This is a genomic window from Bacillus sp. CD3-5 (assembly GCF_006349665.1).
Classification (GTDB): domain Bacteria; phylum Bacillota; class Bacilli; order Bacillales; family Bacillaceae_G; genus Bacillus_A; species Bacillus_A paranthracis.
The window spans coordinates 376,853-392,993 of sequence record NZ_VEPX01000002.1; the positions used below are offsets into that span (position 1 = coordinate 376,853).

Genomic DNA, 16,141 nt, shown 5'->3' on the forward strand with positions numbered 1-16,141 from the left:
AGAACAACCTTCTTCATTAACAAGTTTGTAATACACAACATGCATTTTCAAAACGTCGATTTTTCAAGTCTTCATTTCCAATGCAGAAATAAAGCATCCCTAAATCTCCCCACATCATATTACAATTTTTAGTATCTGAGTCAATTTGGAATAAAAGCGTCATTTGCTGCGGGTCTATTTCCATATACTGTCCAGTTTCGTACAATACCTCATCTTGTACAGAAAATGGCTCACCAAATATTTGATGGTTATCGTAGTTATCTGGGATTAGCTCTTCAAGTAATTGTAAGAAACGATCTGAATCATTCTCATCTTCAATGAAAAGCTCTGGCAATTTATATGTCAGTTCAAAAGTAGTTGTACACTGGTTATAATTCGTTTGCAATTCATCCGCTCTCCGTAATTGCTCAACAGGAACATCATAATAAAGTACACGTCCCGCTTCGGTTGGATTCACATCTGCTTCAAAGTAATTTTCAACGCTAAAGAAATATAACATCCCTGTCTTAGGAAGATTATGATCCATACCAACATTTTGTAAATCATTTAAATTAAATTGAGCGATAAACTGTAACGGATTTCCTTTATGCGTTGGGTATTCAAATGTAGCTGGTAAGTCAGGAATCCCTCCCATTTTCGAACTACCTATCGCTACTGTTTCCTCCTGCTTTGGCACAACTCTTATACAAGGAAATACAGTATTCATAAGTTCCTCTTTTAAATGCGTCAGCCCATATTTATCAATTAATACTTCAATTTGTTTATTCATACATTCTCCTTATATTTACATACTTATTTGTATCATCGCACAAAAATTATACTCCATTCTTTATAAAAACAACAAGCCTCCAAAAAAACGGGCTCTTCCTTCATACGCGAACAAGTTTAAAAAAGCATAGTATACATTGTTCCTACAAACACGATAGTTCATTATTTCTTCCAGTACATTTTCCCCTCGTTCATTTTTATTTTTAATTTAAGGAGGAATTCCACATGGGTTACGGATATAGTTGCGGCGGTTACGGTTACGGCGGTAGTTGTGGTGGATGTGGTTATGGAGGCTTCGCTTTATTAATCGTTTTATTTATCCTTCTAATCATCATTGGAGCTAGCTGTTGGGGCGGCTTTGTAGGCTGCTAGTAAATTTAAAAACTATTGTAAAAAAGCACGTACAATACGTGCTTTTTTGCCATTTTCAAATACTTTATGCGAAAGGAAGTATGATGGATGAAGATTGATGGTGTTTTTGAAGGAGGCGGTGTACGCGGAATTGCGCATGTAGGGGCAATTTGCGCGTTAGCTGAAAAAGGCTATGAATGGGAGCGTGTAGCTGGAACATCAGCTGGTTCCATTATCGCCGCGCTCCTAGCAGCAGGATATTCTTGCTCAGAGTTAAAAACGATTATAACTGACATTGATTATAATAAATTTACGAAGAAAACCTTTATTGACAGAATTCCATTTATCGGCAAAGGATTAAGCGCATGGACTAGTCTTGGTATTTACTCTAATATTTTTATAGAAGAATGGATTGAAGAATTACTGCGAAAAAAAGGAGTTCACTTATTTACAGATTTACCTGATTTAAATAAGCTTAAAATTATTGCTTCTGATATAAGTAATGGTAAAATGGTTATCTTTCCCGATGACTTACCAAACTACGGATTTTTAAATTATCGCTTTTCTATTGCTAAAGCTGTAAGAATGAGTAGTACAATCCCCTTCTTCTTTGAGCCCGTAAAATGGAGAACCCCTAAATGGAAGCAACCTTGTTATATGGTTGATGGAGGAATTTTAAGCAATTATCCAATTTGGATTTTCGACTCTCCTACTTCTCCCCGCTGGCCGACTTTTGGGTTTCATTTCGTAAAAGATGAGATTCAAGCTGACCCAGCCCACTACAACGAGCCTATCTCCATGTTCAAAGGACTTTTTAAAACAATGATGCAAGCCCATGATTTACGTCATTTAGACAAGGAATCAAAAGCAAGAACAATTACAATCCCAACAGGGTCCATTACTAGTACAAACTTTGAGTTAACAATGGAAGAAAAAGAGTGGCTATACAATTCTGGTTATAACGCCGCAAATAAGTTTTTACAATCGTGGAACTTCAGACAATATATTGATAACTATAGAAGCGGAAATCAGGATCGAAAATCAAATCGTTATTTCCGCCAACTTGACTCATAATATTATTATCTTTTATACGAGAACACGTAACGCTTTCAAAAAAATAAGCTTAGTAATATAATATATTACTAAGCTTATTTACTTTCTGCATCATTATTATACGTTGTTTAAGGATAAGTTAACCCTTCTGCTTCCTCTGCAGTAATAACGGTGTATCGAGTTCCCGTTCGTAATCCTAACAATTCTGCTTTTTCAATTGCTTCCTGCTTCGTCTCCGCATAAGCAGCTAAATATTTTTTTCCATTGATAATTTGACAAATTACATATTGTTTCATTATATTCTCCTCTTATGGATACAAATTTTCATTTCTTCTATACAATATACACTATCATAATAAATTTAAATAGGAGGTAATATGATGAGTGAGGCAATTATTCATGGTATCATTCTTGCATTTGGTCTTATTATTCCATTAGGCGTCCAAAATGTTTTCGTCTTTAATCAAGGTGCGAGCCAACCAAACATTTGGAGGACAGCCCCTGTCGTATTAACTGCCTCAATATGTGATACGTTACTCATATTGATTGCGGTGCAAGGTGTCTCCCTTGTACTCCTTACTTTTTCTTGGCTAACTAACTCGTTATATATAATTGGATTTTTCTTTCTCCTATATATGGGCTTTGTTATTTGGAGAAGTAACCCTTCCAACGATATAAAACAAGAAAACAGCATGCCATTAAAAAAGCAAATCCTTTTTGCTGCATCGGTTTCGTTATTAAATCCACATGCAATTTTAGATACAATCGGTGTAATCGGAACAAATTCTATTCAATACATAGGAAGTGAAAAATGGGCTTTCACACTTGCAACTATTATCGTTTCGTGGATTTGGTTTATAAGCTTAGCTTTCGCGGGGAAATTTCTAAAAAGAATGGACTCAACCGGAAAGACAATCGTGTTATTAAATAAATTTTCTGGTCTCATCATATGGGGTGTCGCGCTTTATATGTTAAAACAAGTTATTTATTCTTAATGAACGAAAGAGAATTGCATGTTACTGAAAACATCATGCAATTCTCTTTCAAATTATGAAGTAGGTTCCGGTTTCTGTTTTACGTTCTTTGCATCTTTTGCTGGTTTAATCCAAATGATCGCTATAACAGCACCGATAACAGCGCATATACTTGTTACATAAAACACTTCATGGTCAGCACCTTTCATGAAAAAAGAGTATAGAGGTGGTCCAGCTGCTACACCGATAAATCGCATAGAACTATAAAATGACGTAACCGTCCCCCTTTGCTCCTTTTCAATCCCTTGTGTAATAAGAGCATCTAAACATGGGAGTGCCATACCAATTCCTATCCCCATAATAACGAGACAAAGAAGTAGTAAATAAATCCCTTTTATAAATAAAGGAATGATAACTGATGCAGCAGCCATTAAAAAACCAATATAAATACACTTCTTCATCACATTTTGATTATCTCCAATTTTTTTGCCAGCCATATATGAACTAAGTGACAGTACAAGTAACGGAATCGCAAGTACACACCCTTTCCATATACCATGAATGTCATACTTTGATTCCAGTATAGTCGACAGATAAAAGAGAATTCCGAATAAAATAAGCATAATAATTGCACCTAATGCAAAAATGGCAATCAACCATCTTCCCTTTTCTCGAAACGTAGCGAGAATAGATTTGATAAACTCTTTAAGTGGCGGTACTTCTCCTTCTTGTTTCTTTGCCTTTACTAGAACAAGTAATAAAACAATTGATACTACGCATAAAACTGGAATCGCCCAAAACGGCAAGAACCATACAATGGCAGCCAGAGCAGACCCTAAAATAGGGCTCAACACTTTCCCAAACGTATTGGATGTTTCGATGATTCCTAAACCTGTGCTAACTTGTTTTTCATCTTTGTATAAATCACCAACACACGGTATAACAACTGGCATCGCACCAGCAGCACCAATACCTTGAATCGCTCTACCGATTAATATCCAAGTGTAGGGATTATCAACTTTCCAAGATACCCAACCAGTTATCGCTCCTCCTATAGCCGCAATCAGCAAACTCGGAACCATTACCATCTTTCGTCCCCATCTATCTGATAAATAACCAGCAATCGGTATAAGTAGAATCGCTACGATAGAATAAATGGTAATAATCATGGATACTTGAAACGATGAAATATGTAATTTCTTTTCAATAGTCGGCAGAATTGGAATGAGCATTGAATTCCCTAATGTCATAACAAGTGGAACTGATGCAAGCGCAATCAAACAACAGTTTTCTTTTTTTAACATGTTGGCTTCGAAACCTTTCATCATATATTTCTTACCATATAATAGCCCTGCTGGAACGTAACTTTTCATTCCACCAGGGCTATTACATTTTTACTACTTTCCATTCACAACAAAAGAAATTGGGGAAAATATAGTATTATTCCTATTCTTTGAATCCAGTTCACAATATATCCATACCAATTAATTGAAAAAAAAAGAAAGGAAGAATCCTTCCTTTCTCCTATAACCTTCTACAATTAGCGAGTATATCCGCCACCAAGTTGTTGTTCTGCCATCGCTACAAGGCGTTTTGTAATTTCACCGCCTACAGAACCGTTTGCACGTGAAGAAGTATCAGCGCCAAGTTGTACACCAAACTCTTGTGCAATTTCATATTTCATTTGATCTAAAGCCGCTTGTGCTCCATGTGATGCTAATTGATTAGAATTACGATTTCTAGCCATTACCAATCACCTCCTTATTTATATATAAATTGTGTTAAATTTTAATTTAAATACATGGTAATTTTTGGTTATTTATATTTTTAAAAAAGAGTCTCTACAATGAGAGACTCTTACATCATTTTATACTAAGAAGTTACTACTTCTAAATTTCTATTTGTTAGTACTTTCATTTCTTCTTTTCATATATCTTTCGCATTATGTCCAAACCATTCGAGTGAAACAAAAAAGGTATACTTTAATTGGTATACCTCTTTCAAACATACACTTTACATAATAATATTATTAATATCTTTCCAACAATACGCTGTCTCTTCCACCTGTAATCTTTCTAAAAATTTTGTATCAATTTTTTCTGGATTAAACTTTTCATAAAACTTTTTAGAAGGATTATTCGTAACAACCCATACTAAAAGTGATTGCATATCATTGTTTTTACAATCCGATAAGAAAGCTTGAAATAACTTTTGTCCTATTTTCATTCCTTGATACTCTTGTAAAAGGTAAATCGCATATAATTCTCCCTCGCAATTATATGTACCAGTTCTTTCTGCTCCTCCATCGATGAATCCAACTATTTCTCCATTTAACGTCTCTGCTACAAATCTAAATTGATGATTACATTCTTTTTGAAAAATATTTTCCCATTGTTTTTCCCGTTGCTCATATGTTATATTTTCTAAAATCTCGTTAGGGAATATGCCTTTATATGTCGTTTTCCAACTATCAGCGTGGACCTTTGCTATACATGGTATATCATCTCTTATCGCTCTTCTAATATGTATTTCCATCATTTCTCCCCCCTTGCTTACTCATCATTATATCAATTTACTTCCTTAAAAATCCAAACAAAAAAAGAGTGAATTCACTTCAACTTCACTCTTTTTTCTTACAATTATCTACTTTCCACTTCAACTGAAACAACACGATCTATCTCTTTTAGTGAACTATATAGCTCAGTTGTATATAAATCTTCTGGAGCTAAAATAACCATCTCTAATTGCTGAAATGCTCCACTATCTATATCTTTAATCTTCACGCGTTTTACATGCATTCCTAAATTTTTAATCTGCTTAAATATACCATCTAACTCATGATGCTCTTTTACAGTAATTTTAATAGACAAGTCCTTTTGTCTTAATGAATATGGTCCTGCAATTTTCACAAGTTGCGGAAGTACATTAATTGCTAAAATAATTAAAATCATAGCAACCGTCGCTTGTAAATAAAATCCTGCTCCAATCGCAATACCTAAAGCTGAAGCAGCCCACACCATAGAGGCGGTCGTTAATCCAGAAATAACGTCATTACTTCTTCTTAAAATAACACCTGCTCCAAGAAAACCAATTCCACTCACAATTTGAGCAGCTAAACGCATGGGATCCATATTTGTATGCCCTGGAACAGAATATACATGTACAGATTCAATTGAAACCATCGTAATTAAACAACTTGCTACAGAAATAACCATACTTGTTTTCACACCAAGTGGTTTATTCTTTAGCTGCCTATCTATCCCGATGAATAATCCTAAAAAGAGTGCTAAACCTAATTTGAGTAAAAATTCATATGACATATTTCCAGTCTCCTTACTTTACAATGTTTCCCTTGGAATAATTCACTATAACTCTTTTATGATATCAATTCCAGTCTTTTCTATTCATTTAACATAAAAAACCGAAAAAACATTTGTGACGATGTTTCTCCGGCTTTTTATTACTCTTAAAACTCTTCTTTATTTCTTATCTTTAATCTTAATCTCTGCATCTTTGTAGAATGCTAATTTACTGTCATTATACTCTTTTGTAAAATTGTTAAATTGCTCTTTTGATTTTTGTGCTTCCATAGTTAATTCATTAACAGCCTTAACTTTTTCACCAATCTCTTTTAATTTCGTTTCTTTTACTTTTAATTTTTCATACAATTCTTTTTCGGTCGCTAACGCCTTCGTATAATTTTCATTCATCTTTTGGAATGCATCATAACGATTTTTATACGACTCTTCTACTGCTTTCGCTTGTTTTTGTAACTTTTTATCTTCAAGCTTCTCTATATTTCCTTGAACAGATTTCGTTTCTTTCTGAGCTTTTTCTAGCATTTCTTTCTCATTTTTCAAAGCTTTTTCACGATTATCTACATTGGCAGTAGCCTGCTCTATTTTCTTCATAACAGCGTCATTATGATCTTTACCTTCTTGTAAAATTTGAGAATATAGTTCTTGGCCTTCCTTCTCTAACTTCTCTAATTTCTTCGCTTCATCAACTAATGATTTCTCTTGTGTCGCCGCTGTTTCAAAAGCTGTATATAGGTTTTCTTCTGGTTTTTCACCGAAACAACCTGTTAATAGTCCTACTGATAGTGCTCCAACTACTGCTACTTTTCCATACTTCAACGTTCATTCCTCCATTACATACGGTTATCATGCCAGAAATTCACTGGGAAGTGACTCTCTTCATGATAAGCTTCAAACTCATAACCCTTTTCTTTTAACCCTTTTAAAATTGCTGGCACAGCAGCAACTGATTGCGGATGAATATCATGCATTAAAATGACTTCTTGTGGTTTTGTTGCATTTGTTAATACATTTTGAGCAATTTGTGCTGCAGCTGCATCAACTTGCATTTTATTATATTTCCAATCTAATGAATCAATTGTCCAATCCCACACTTTAAAGCCGCCCTCTACCACTTTATTTCGAAGACTTTCATTTAATCCAGGCATTGAACCGTATGGTGGACGTGTTAATTTAGGTGATTTCCCAATAATATTGGCGATTAAGCTTTGATCTTCTTTCATCTCATTTACATACTCGCCATTTTTATATAACTTTGCAAAATTATGCGTCATACTATGCATTCCTACATAATGACCTTCTGCATTTTCTCGTTTCACTAAATCTGGAAACTCTTTTACATTCGCTCCAATTAAAAAGAATGTCGCCTTCGCATCATGTTGTTTTAACGTATTTAATAATTCAGCCGTATATTTCCCCGGGCCATCATCAAATGTAAGATAAGCAACTTTTCTTTCCTTACCATTAAAACGACTTGGTGCCGTTTTATTCATTTCTACTTTCGGTTGTTCACTTGCGAGTTGTACTACATTTTCTTGTTTTGCAACAGCCTTTGCTGGTGAAGTAATGGATTGAAACATGAAATACCCAATAGCTACTGCTGCAATCGCTATTAAAACGAATACTACTCGTTTAATTTTAAAAACTTTTTCCATTCTATCGAATTCCTCTCCCTATTAATCTTATATATAAATCACCCAATATAATTATACATCTATTTATTTTATTACACTATATAAACAGATTTTATATGTATTATAATGGGAGTTTTATCAAAATGGTCGTTCCTATTCCTTCTTTACTTATAATATTTATTGTACCTCCATGAAGCTCCACCATTTTTTTAACGATGGCTAAACCAAGATCCGCACCTGTAGCATAATTATTAATCTGGTAAAATGACTGTTCTATATACGGTAAATGCTCTTTAGCAATTCCAATCCCTTCGTCTTTCACCTTTATCACTGCTTGTCCTTTATTTTTAGTCGCTTCAATATATACTTTACCATTTTTATGTGAATATTTAATGGCATTTTGAACAATATTCAAGAAAGTTTACTTTAGTCTATTTCGATCTCCTATCAAATCGATTCGTTCTATAGTTTTGATGAATTGCATTTGCTTCTCTTCAGCATTAGGAGTTAATTGCCAAATCTTCTCCTCTAGTATATCGTATAATTGCACCTTTTGTTTATATAAATTGAAATGATTTAAGTATAAAAAATCGTTACAGAAAAGTTACAAATCCATCTCGATAAAAAAAGATTGGCAAAGGCCAATCTTTTTTATTATTCATTTCGAACTGGCTTTGGTGTTACACCTAAATGTTCATTTAATTTTTCCGAAATATCTTTCACATTTTTTTCATTTGGAATGTAATAATAAATGCCTCCGATACGTTTATCCGTACCTTCCACTTGCATTTTTTCCATTTCCAAATTAGATCCTGCCATATTTTTCGTAATAGCAAGCATATCATCGAAAGTTAAGTTCGTTTTCATATTTTTATCAACCGCATCAAGTAAAGAGCCCATTTTGCTAATAGATTGAACAGACATCGCTTTTTTAGCAATTGCTTCAATTACAAGTTGTTGTCTTTGACCACGCATTGCATCACTGTCAATTTTACGCGTTCTTGCAAGCGCAAGTGCCTGTTCTCCATTTAAATGTTGGTAGCCTTTCTCTAAATGAATCATACCTGCTTGGTCTTTACTATCTTGTTCAGTGAAAGTAACTGGTACATCAATATCAATACCACCAAGTGAATCGACAATTTGTACGAATGATTCAAAGTTAAACTTCACATAATAATCAACAGGAACATTTAAAAATCTTTCCACTGTATCGCGTGTACTTTCAACACCACCAAATACGTGTGCATGTGTAATTTTATCTAATTTCTTTCTAGATGGAATATATACACGTGAATCACGCGGAATACTTACTAATTTAACTGATTTATCATCTTTATTAATTGTTGCTAATAAAAGTGCATCTGTTCGAACAGCTTCTCCGTATTGACTTTTTCTCATTTCACTACCATCAACACCCATGATTAGAATTGAAATGTTATCCTTTAAAGGTTCAACTTCTTTATCACGCTTCGATGATTTATCAATTTTTGCATATGCATCACTTACTACTGCTTTTGCTTTATTATATATTAACGATCCATATCCTACTCCACCAAAAATAAGTAGGAAAAACGGAATTAAAATGAACCATTTTATTGACTTTCTTTTAGAACGTTTTTTACTGCTTCTCGTATTCTGTTCTAATTCAGAGCTCATATCCATTCGCCTCTCTTTCTCTTTCCCAATTATAATGCAAGTCTATTAACCTTCATATTGAATTTCCTTTCAATTACCTTACAATTTTGTAAGGTTACTGCGCAAATCCAATATGTACTCCATTTCACATTATACTCTCGTGCTTATTTTTGGCAAGTCACTATTTATATAAAATTGTTTTTAAATTCATATATTATAATTTTATTAGTTTGGTGTATACATAGTTTGCTTTCCATTATTAATAATGAAAGCTGATTTTGCTTTTATTTTCGTCTTTTGTGTTTCTATCTCTTCATTTGAGAAATTCACAATAATTTCAATGTTTTTTCCATACGAAGCTGATTGTACTAACTTATCTTCTGACAAATATGCAAAGTTCGTCATTTCTTCTTTTACTGCCTTTTCATGAACTTCATTCCAAACTTTCAGGTGCTGCGTAATTTCTTGTTTATGCTTATTCCACTCTACTTCATCTAAATGGTACAACGGAGGAACGTTATACAATAATTCGTATAGCATACGGTTTCCGACCTCATCTTTTACTTTCAAGCTTCCCCATTCCCAGTGATGCGTTGTAATTATAGAATCATTGTATACTAATTTATATAACGGTACTGAATATACAGGATTTAAATACACTTGTTTATACTCTTCTTTTAACGGTACTTGTTTTGCATATTTTTCTGGAACATTTTGATTCGGTGACCAATATCCGCCTACATAATACGGACTTGTTTTGTTTTTCCTCATATCTTCATCGTCCCATTTAATTACAGGCGTTTCAATACCATGAGCAAATGCAATCGTACTACTAGCAAAATCATTTCCGCCTTCAGAACCAACGACCATACCCTTTTCTTGCGCAATGTAGTCCATTCGTTTTAAACGTGCTTTTAAATCTTGCTCTTGTGTCGTTATATGTTTCGCTGAATAGTCATCGTAAATTTCACCTGTCGCATCACAATCAATAAACCATGAATTATATTTAGGACCATTTTGTAATATATCATTCATGCGTTCTTTTACACTAGGCAGAGATAAAGTTGGATTTAATTTTCGCCCTCTACCTAAAAACCCTTGCACCTTTTCTCCATTTTTCTTCGTTACAGTAGCCTCTTCGTATAATGATGGGTCATTAAAGGATGCTGTGTTCCAATTTTTATCACTTTTTTCGTGAATGGAATGATACGAGTCATACGGACCAACTAAATACCCCATTTCCTTAGCTTCTGTCACGAAATTAGGTTGCATAAATCCTTGTTCCCAGTTTGGCAGACCAATCCACGCTTTTTCTATTCCTGCCTCTTTCATTTCCTTTAGTATGTCCGTTCCATCTGCATTACCCCATTTACTTACCTCTTCAACCGCATCACCAAGTAGCGACTTTAATAAATGCTTATTTAAGCTATACAATTCTGTATTCGTTAAGTGACCTACACCTTTCTTTAATAGCACACTAGCTTCCTGATTAACGTTTTGAAAAATATCATCTTTATAAAATTCTTTCATTGATAACACTTCGTTTATATAACGTAAAATAACATTTTTTTGATACTTATCAATGAAATCTTGTTTACTTACTTGATCTAATACATTCAATTCCCCAGGCTCTGAACTATATTTTTGAATAAGCTCTTTTATATGGCTAAACAAAGGGCTATTTATTTTCTCTCTTAGCTTTGGCCAATTTACATTACTTTCTGATAAGCCATTTTGATTCCAAAAATAAAAATGAGCTGCACCGTAAAGCTTTTCTATCTCTTTATTTTTTCTAGCCTTTTCTTTTAATGTTTTAAATTCACCTTTTCGAGCGATATTGTCTTTATACAGTTTAGCAATACTTACTGCATCATTATTTGTCACATATACTTGAAATCCATATGTTTTATTTTTATTTATACGCGGAAATTCATGTATAAAATCAAACCCGATTTTCGGATCCGAATGAAATTTCACCTCATTATTAAACATATTGTTCGCGATATATACAATTGAATATTTCAACCCATTTAATGCGAAAAACTTCATAGAAAATGATTCAGCAAATGAATATGCATCATCCTTTAAAAACTTCTTCCAATTTTCATCATTACTCGAAATTTGCTTCCCTTCCCATAACGGAAGTGTATAATTTTCAGCTTGTACTTTCGGCCAAGTAAAGCTTTCTGCACCAGTCGATTCTACTTCAATATTTAAGTGATCTTTTTTCTTCTCTAGACTCACTTTTACTTTTTGATCTGGATATTCCCAAGATGTACGATCCTTTTCTTTTTTTACATTCGACACCTTCATTTTCGGCAAGGACTGTGATGCCAGTTCCTTTACGCCATCATGTTCTACAATTAACGTGAAAGTCTCTGGATTGACATCATAAGTAAATTCTTTATACGTTGCTTTCTTTATTTTAGACTCTTGAACAGTATTGCTACCTTTTACATCACATCCGACTAAAGTCGAAAATGACATCGTTGTAAGAAGACATATTGCTATCATTTTTTTCATCTTCTGCACCTCCACCACTGAATATACAGAGGCTTTGTTACAGGAATGTGGCAAAAAAATAGAACCAGCATAATGCTAGCTCTATTTTGGGATTAAAAATAAATATATATGGACAACTATAATCTGCTTAATATATATAGTACAATAACCGTGTTTTTTCATCCTCACTAATTATAAAAGCAAATCATTCAAAGCTTTAACATGCATTTCTTAACTAAAAAAATAAGTGTATATAATATACGCTAAAACTAGCACTAAAATTACTAGCGCTGTACCTTTCCAATTCATACCACCCGCCATATCAACTGGACTACCCGTTTCAGCTCTGTTGAGCCCATCATGTAAAGAACCGGTAGAATTGTTTTTCAATTCACTTTGCCTTATACGTTCTCTTTTTTCTTCCGGTGACTCTTGCTTCATACGATCACCTCCAAATGAATATACACTTTACTAAATTATACATTATTTCTTTTATATGCTAACTAAAAAATTCATAGCAAAAAAGCTAGCGATGCTAGCTTTTTTATAGTTCTATATGTTCTTCTTTATTTACAGTAATCCCTCTATGATCAATTTCTAGCTCACACACTTTCATAGACGTAAATACTCTCGCTAATTGCTCAGCAATTTCTTGACGTTTCTCATAAGGCGTTAATATAAAAATAGATGGTCCTGCACCGCTAAGCGCTGTACCGTATGCACCGAATTCTTTTGCACATTTACGAATAGATGGTAATAACGGTACAAGCTCTAAACGATACGGCTCGTGAAAATGATCCCTTTCCATCATTTCGCCTACAACTTTCCATTTCTTTTGACATAAAGCAGCTACTAATACATTACTTATTGCACTAGCCTTAACAGCTTCATGAAACGGGAATACATCTGGTAATACAGATCGACTTTCATCTGTATTTAGCTCTTCATTTGGAATAAGAGAAATGACGCCCAATTCCTTACTTTCAATTCTTACAACCGAAACATTCTTTCCATCAAGTGCTCCGATTACAGTTCCTCCTAATATAGAAGCAGCAACATTATCAGGATGACCTTCAAAATTTGTAGCAATTTGAACTTTTTGATCAGTCGTTAAGTTCAATTTGCCTAGTTGATTCGCAAGCTCTATCCCAGCTACAATTGCTGATGCACTACTTCCTAGACCTCTTGTTAGTGGGATGTTACTAGTAACTTCTATTATATGGGGTGATAAAGAAGGACATACTTTACATGCCGTGCTAACAATTAAATTTTTATCGTCTATCGGAATTGAATCTTCAAAGGAATGGATCACTTGCCATTTATCAGCTTTTTCTTTAACTACTACATGTAAATATAATGACAAAGCTATTCCTACTGAATCGAATCCAGGTCCAACATTCGCTGTACTAGCAGGAACACGAATACTTAATGGTATCACGACATAATCACCCCTTTAATATGCTCTTTAATTTGTTCTATATTATTTGAAACACTTGCAATATCTAATGTATTAGAAGAGATTGCGATATCAGGATCTTTCAAGCCGTTTCCAGTTAAAACTGCAACAACTGTTTCTCCTTTTTTGATTTTTCCAGATTGAACATGTTTCATTACGCCAGCTAATGAAGCATTTGATCCTGGCTCAGCGAAAACCCCTTCCGATTTTGCTAATAATCTATACGCATGTAAAATTTCTTCATCTGATACCATATCTATTTCACCGTGAGATTGCTCAGCAGCCTCTACTGCATATGACCAACTTGCTGGGTTACCGATGCGAATCGCTGTTGCAATTGTTTCTGGCTCGTCAATTACATGCCCTTTTACAATAGCAGCTGCTCCTTCCGCTTCAAATCCATGAATTCTTGGCTTCTTATAGCCTTTTTCTTTTTCATATTCACAGAAACCTTTCCAGTATGCTGTAATATTTCCAGCATTCCCAACAGGGATCGCTAGAACATCTGGTGCACGTTGCAACTGATCACAAATTTCAAACGCTGCTGTTTTTTGCCCTTCAATTCGATAAGGATTTACCGAGTTAACTAATGTGATTGGCTCTTCCGCAGCAATATTTCTTACAGCCTTAAGTGCATCATCAAAATTCCCTTCTATTGAAATAATTTCAGCTCCGTAAGCGACTGCTTGCGCTAATTTTCCATGTGCAATTTTCCCTTCTGGGATTACGATAATACATTTCATTCCAAGGCGTGCCGCATATGCTGCGGCCGATGCTGATGTATTACCAGTTGATGCACAAATAATTGCCTCTGACCCTTCTTCTTTCGCCTTTGCAACTGCCATTACCATACCTCGATCTTTAAAAGAACCTGTCGGATTCGCTCCTTCATACTTACCGTATAACTGAATTCCTAATTGTTTTGATATATTTAATAACGGGATAAGTGGTGTATTCCCTTCCATTAAGCTCACATCAGGTGTATTTTCATTGACCGGTAAATAAGAAGCATACTGTTTTAATAATCCTTTATACATATTGTTTTTCCTCCTCAATAATGTAGTAACTGTTTATTTCACTTGCGACATCTTCTATCGCTCCTAAAACTTGTTCGAATTGATACTTTGAAGTTTGATGTGTCACAACAACGACTTCTGCAAGTTCACGATTTAAAGGTAACTGAATAACTTCTTTTAAACTTACAGAATAATTAACGAAACATTCTGTTATTTTTTGCAACATCCCAGGTTCATCTCGTAATGAAATACGTAAGAAATATTTCGAAACAACTTCTTCATCTCCCTGTAATTCATATGGTTCTGGCTCTTTTAACGCACTTTTATTTTTCGGAACTTGATTCATATTTTTAACGATTGAAATAATATCACTTACTACTGCAGAACCAGTCGGTAATTTCCCAGCTCCTGGTCCGTAAAACATTACTTCTCCTACTGCTTGACCGTGAACATATACCGCATTAAATTCATTATTTACATTTGACAATGGATGATGACTTGGTAAAAGTGTTGGTTCTACACTTAAATGAATAGCTGATCCCTGTTTCTCTGCTTTACCAATTAACTTCATAGTAAACCCTAACTTTTCAGCCATTTGTAAATCTTCTTTTTCGACCTTTCGAATCCCTCTTACTTGCACATCATCTAAAGAAACATTCATCGAAAAACCTAAGTTTGCAAGAATCGCTACCTTTCTCGCCGCATCTAGCCCATCTACATCCGCTGTCGGATCTGATTCTGCAAAACCTAATTTTTGTGCTTCCTGTAAAGCTTCTTCATACGACCATCCATTTTGACTCATCTTTGTTAACATGTAATTTGTTGTACCATTTACAATTCCCATTATTTTTTCAATCTGATCTGATGCTAATCCGTCTGTTAACCCTCTTAACACCGGAATACCGCCCGCTACACTTGCCTCATAACACAAATCACAATCATTATCATTTGCCAGTTGGAGAAGTTCTGCACCGTATACAGCCATTAAATCTTTATTTGCTGTCACGACATGTTTCTTATTTCGTAAAGCCTTAACAATATGCTGCTTCGCTTCTTCAATTCCGCCCATTACCTCTACTACAATATCAATATTTGAATCATTTAGAACTTCATCAACATGACTTGTTACTACGATTCCATCAATACAAACATCACGTTCTTTTTCTAAATCACGTACAACAACTGTCTTCACTTTCACTTCATACCCTGTATCAAGTGCAATTTTTTTACAATGTTCTTTCAAAATATGGACAACACCACTTCCGACCGTACCTAATCCTAACACCCCTACATTAACAACATTATTCATCTTCTAATCTCCTCCTACAATTTTATTTTTTATCTTTATCAATCACCTTGCTCTGCTTTTCAATCATGCAGGTGGTGGTTATTTCCGTACGTACAAATCGTTTCATGTTACAGCACCTCCTTTCAA

17 protein-coding genes and 1 pseudogene are annotated in these 16,141 nt (G+C 34.4%); 3 read left to right on the forward strand and 15 right to left on the reverse strand.

All coding sequences use genetic code 11. The annotated features are described in order from the left end of the window. Positions 1–16: 16 nt before the first annotated feature. Positions 17–769, reverse strand: a complete 753-nt coding sequence (locus FH036_RS06960; RefSeq protein ID WP_001041266.1) for a YwqG family protein — start codon at positions 767–769, stop codon at positions 17–19. A gap of 224 nt (positions 770–993) precedes the next feature. Between FH036_RS06960 and FH036_RS06965 the strand changes: the two genes are divergently transcribed. Together FH036_RS06965 and FH036_RS06970 are read left to right on the forward strand one after the other, a co-directional pair. Next, entirely contained in the window at positions 994–1,140 is a 147-nt protein-coding gene (locus FH036_RS06965) for a YjcZ family sporulation protein (protein WP_000540425.1), read from the forward strand. 87 nt (positions 1,141–1,227) lie between these two features. Continuing rightward, positions 1,228–2,193: a patatin-like phospholipase family protein gene (locus FH036_RS06970; protein ID WP_000686800.1), complete on the forward strand. Its 966-nt coding sequence runs from the start codon at positions 1,228–1,230 to the stop codon at positions 2,191–2,193. Positions 2,194–2,300: 107 nt separating this feature from the next. On the opposite strand, the gene FH036_RS06975 is transcribed toward FH036_RS06970, so the two are convergent. Continuing rightward, positions 2,301–2,468 carry a DUF3933 family protein gene (locus FH036_RS06975; RefSeq protein WP_000816386.1) on the reverse strand — a complete coding sequence of 56 codons (168 nt, stop codon included), beginning with the start codon at positions 2,466–2,468 and terminating at the stop codon, positions 2,301–2,303. Positions 2,469–2,552: 84 nt separating this feature from the next. Between FH036_RS06975 and FH036_RS06980 the strand changes: the two genes are divergently transcribed. After that, positions 2,553–3,167 carry a LysE/ArgO family amino acid transporter gene (locus FH036_RS06980; protein ID WP_044790733.1) on the forward strand — a complete coding sequence of 205 codons (615 nt, stop codon included), beginning with the start codon at positions 2,553–2,555 and terminating at the stop codon, positions 3,165–3,167. 53 nt (positions 3,168–3,220) lie between these two features. On the opposite strand, the gene bcbE is transcribed toward FH036_RS06980, so the two are convergent. The 13 genes and pseudogenes from bcbE to FH036_RS07045 all read right to left on the reverse strand — a co-directional run bounded on the left by bcbE (position 3,221) and on the right by FH036_RS07045 (position 16,015). After that, positions 3,221–4,450 carry a bacillibactin exporter BcbE gene (gene bcbE / locus FH036_RS06985; RefSeq protein WP_044790788.1) on the reverse strand — a complete coding sequence of 410 codons (1,230 nt, stop codon included), beginning with the start codon at positions 4,448–4,450 and terminating at the stop codon, positions 3,221–3,223. 236 nt (positions 4,451–4,686) lie between these two features. Further along, positions 4,687–4,893, reverse strand: coding sequence for an alpha/beta-type small acid-soluble spore protein (locus tag FH036_RS06990; protein ID WP_000113545.1), 207 nt, complete (start codon positions 4,891–4,893; stop codon positions 4,687–4,689). A gap of 266 nt (positions 4,894–5,159) precedes the next feature. After that, positions 5,160–5,684, reverse strand: coding sequence for a GNAT family N-acetyltransferase (locus FH036_RS06995; RefSeq protein ID WP_044790732.1), 525 nt, complete (start codon positions 5,682–5,684; stop codon positions 5,160–5,162). A 101-nt stretch (positions 5,685–5,785) separates the two neighbouring features. Next, positions 5,786–6,466 (reverse strand): MgtC/SapB family protein, encoded by a 681-nt coding sequence (locus tag FH036_RS07000; RefSeq protein ID WP_000119508.1) that lies wholly within the window; start codon positions 6,464–6,466, stop codon positions 5,786–5,788. A gap of 159 nt (positions 6,467–6,625) precedes the next feature. Then, the gene (locus FH036_RS07005; RefSeq protein ID WP_000873557.1) at positions 6,626–7,282 is read right to left on the reverse strand and encodes a YkyA family protein; all 657 of its coding nucleotides are present in this window, start codon (positions 7,280–7,282) and stop codon (positions 6,626–6,628) included. 14 nt (positions 7,283–7,296) lie between these two features. After that, complete coding sequence (locus FH036_RS07010) at positions 7,297–8,118, reverse strand: peptidoglycan-N-acetylglucosamine deacetylase (RefSeq protein WP_000416558.1); 822 nt, start codon at positions 8,116–8,118, stop codon at positions 7,297–7,299. Positions 8,119–8,218: 100 nt separating this feature from the next. Further along, positions 8,219–8,683: pseudogene (locus FH036_RS07015) on the reverse strand (sensor histidine kinase); the annotation flags it as partial. A gap of 68 nt (positions 8,684–8,751) precedes the next feature. Then, the gene (locus tag FH036_RS07020) at positions 8,752–9,753 is read right to left on the reverse strand and encodes an LCP family protein (RefSeq protein ID WP_044790787.1); all 1,002 of its coding nucleotides are present in this window, start codon (positions 9,751–9,753) and stop codon (positions 8,752–8,754) included. Between the two features lie 204 nt (positions 9,754–9,957). Further along, complete coding sequence (locus FH036_RS07025; RefSeq protein WP_139895562.1) at positions 9,958–12,255, reverse strand: glycoside hydrolase; 2,298 nt, start codon at positions 12,253–12,255, stop codon at positions 9,958–9,960. 210 nt (positions 12,256–12,465) lie between these two features. Further along, positions 12,466–12,675, reverse strand: a complete 210-nt coding sequence (locus tag FH036_RS07030; protein WP_139895563.1) for a DUF6366 family protein — start codon at positions 12,673–12,675, stop codon at positions 12,466–12,468. Positions 12,676–12,778: 103 nt separating this feature from the next. After that, a complete protein-coding gene (gene thrB, locus FH036_RS07035) occupies positions 12,779–13,672 on the reverse strand; it encodes a homoserine kinase (RefSeq protein WP_139895564.1) in 894 nt (297 codons plus the stop codon). Beyond that, entirely contained in the window at positions 13,669–14,727 is a 1,059-nt protein-coding gene (thrC, locus tag FH036_RS07040) for a threonine synthase (protein WP_139895565.1), read from the reverse strand. Before thrC ends, thrB begins: the two co-directional genes overlap by 4 nt. Next, entirely contained in the window at positions 14,720–16,015 is a 1,296-nt protein-coding gene (locus FH036_RS07045; protein ID WP_001067137.1) for a homoserine dehydrogenase, read from the reverse strand. Before FH036_RS07045 ends, thrC begins: the two co-directional genes overlap by 8 nt. Positions 16,016–16,141: the final 126 nt, after the last annotated feature.

What these genes read in the sequence shown, in the direction of transcription:
- FH036_RS06960 (WP_001041266.1), bottom strand. Translation starts at nt 769, where the DNA reads ATGAATAAACAAATTGAAGTATTAATTGATAAATATGGGCTGACGCAT.
- FH036_RS06965 (WP_000540425.1), top strand. Translation starts at nt 994, where the DNA reads ATGGGTTACGGATATAGTTGCGGCGGTTACGGTTACGGCGGTAGTTGT.
- FH036_RS06970 (WP_000686800.1), top strand. Translation starts at nt 1,228, where the DNA reads ATGAAGATTGATGGTGTTTTTGAAGGAGGCGGTGTACGCGGAATTGCG.
- FH036_RS06975 (WP_000816386.1), bottom strand. Translation starts at nt 2,468, where the DNA reads ATGAAACAATATGTAATTTGTCAAATTATCAATGGAAAAAAATATTTA.
- FH036_RS06980 (WP_044790733.1), top strand. Translation starts at nt 2,553, where the DNA reads ATGAGTGAGGCAATTATTCATGGTATCATTCTTGCATTTGGTCTTATT.
- bcbE (WP_044790788.1), bottom strand. Translation starts at nt 4,450, where the DNA reads ATGTTAAAAAAAGAAAACTGTTGTTTGATTGCGCTTGCATCAGTTCCA.
- FH036_RS06990 (WP_000113545.1), bottom strand. Translation starts at nt 4,893, where the DNA reads ATGGCTAGAAATCGTAATTCTAATCAATTAGCATCACATGGAGCACAA.
- FH036_RS06995 (WP_044790732.1), bottom strand. Translation starts at nt 5,684, where the DNA reads ATGATGGAAATACATATTAGAAGAGCGATAAGAGATGATATACCATGT.
- FH036_RS07000 (WP_000119508.1), bottom strand. Translation starts at nt 6,466, where the DNA reads ATGTCATATGAATTTTTACTCAAATTAGGTTTAGCACTCTTTTTAGGA.
- FH036_RS07010 (WP_000416558.1), bottom strand. Translation starts at nt 8,118, where the DNA reads ATGGAAAAAGTTTTTAAAATTAAACGAGTAGTATTCGTTTTAATAGCG.
- FH036_RS07020 (WP_044790787.1), bottom strand. Translation starts at nt 9,753, where the DNA reads ATGAGCTCTGAATTAGAACAGAATACGAGAAGCAGTAAAAAACGTTCT.
- FH036_RS07025 (WP_139895562.1), bottom strand. Translation starts at nt 12,255, where the DNA reads ATGAAAAAAATGATAGCAATATGTCTTCTTACAACGATGTCATTTTCG.
- FH036_RS07030 (WP_139895563.1), bottom strand. Translation starts at nt 12,675, where the DNA reads ATGAAGCAAGAGTCACCGGAAGAAAAAAGAGAACGTATAAGGCAAAGT.
- thrC (WP_139895565.1), bottom strand. Translation starts at nt 14,727, where the DNA reads ATGTATAAAGGATTATTAAAACAGTATGCTTCTTATTTACCGGTCAAT.
- FH036_RS07045 (WP_001067137.1), bottom strand. Translation starts at nt 16,015, where the DNA reads ATGAATAATGTTGTTAATGTAGGGGTGTTAGGATTAGGTACGGTCGGA.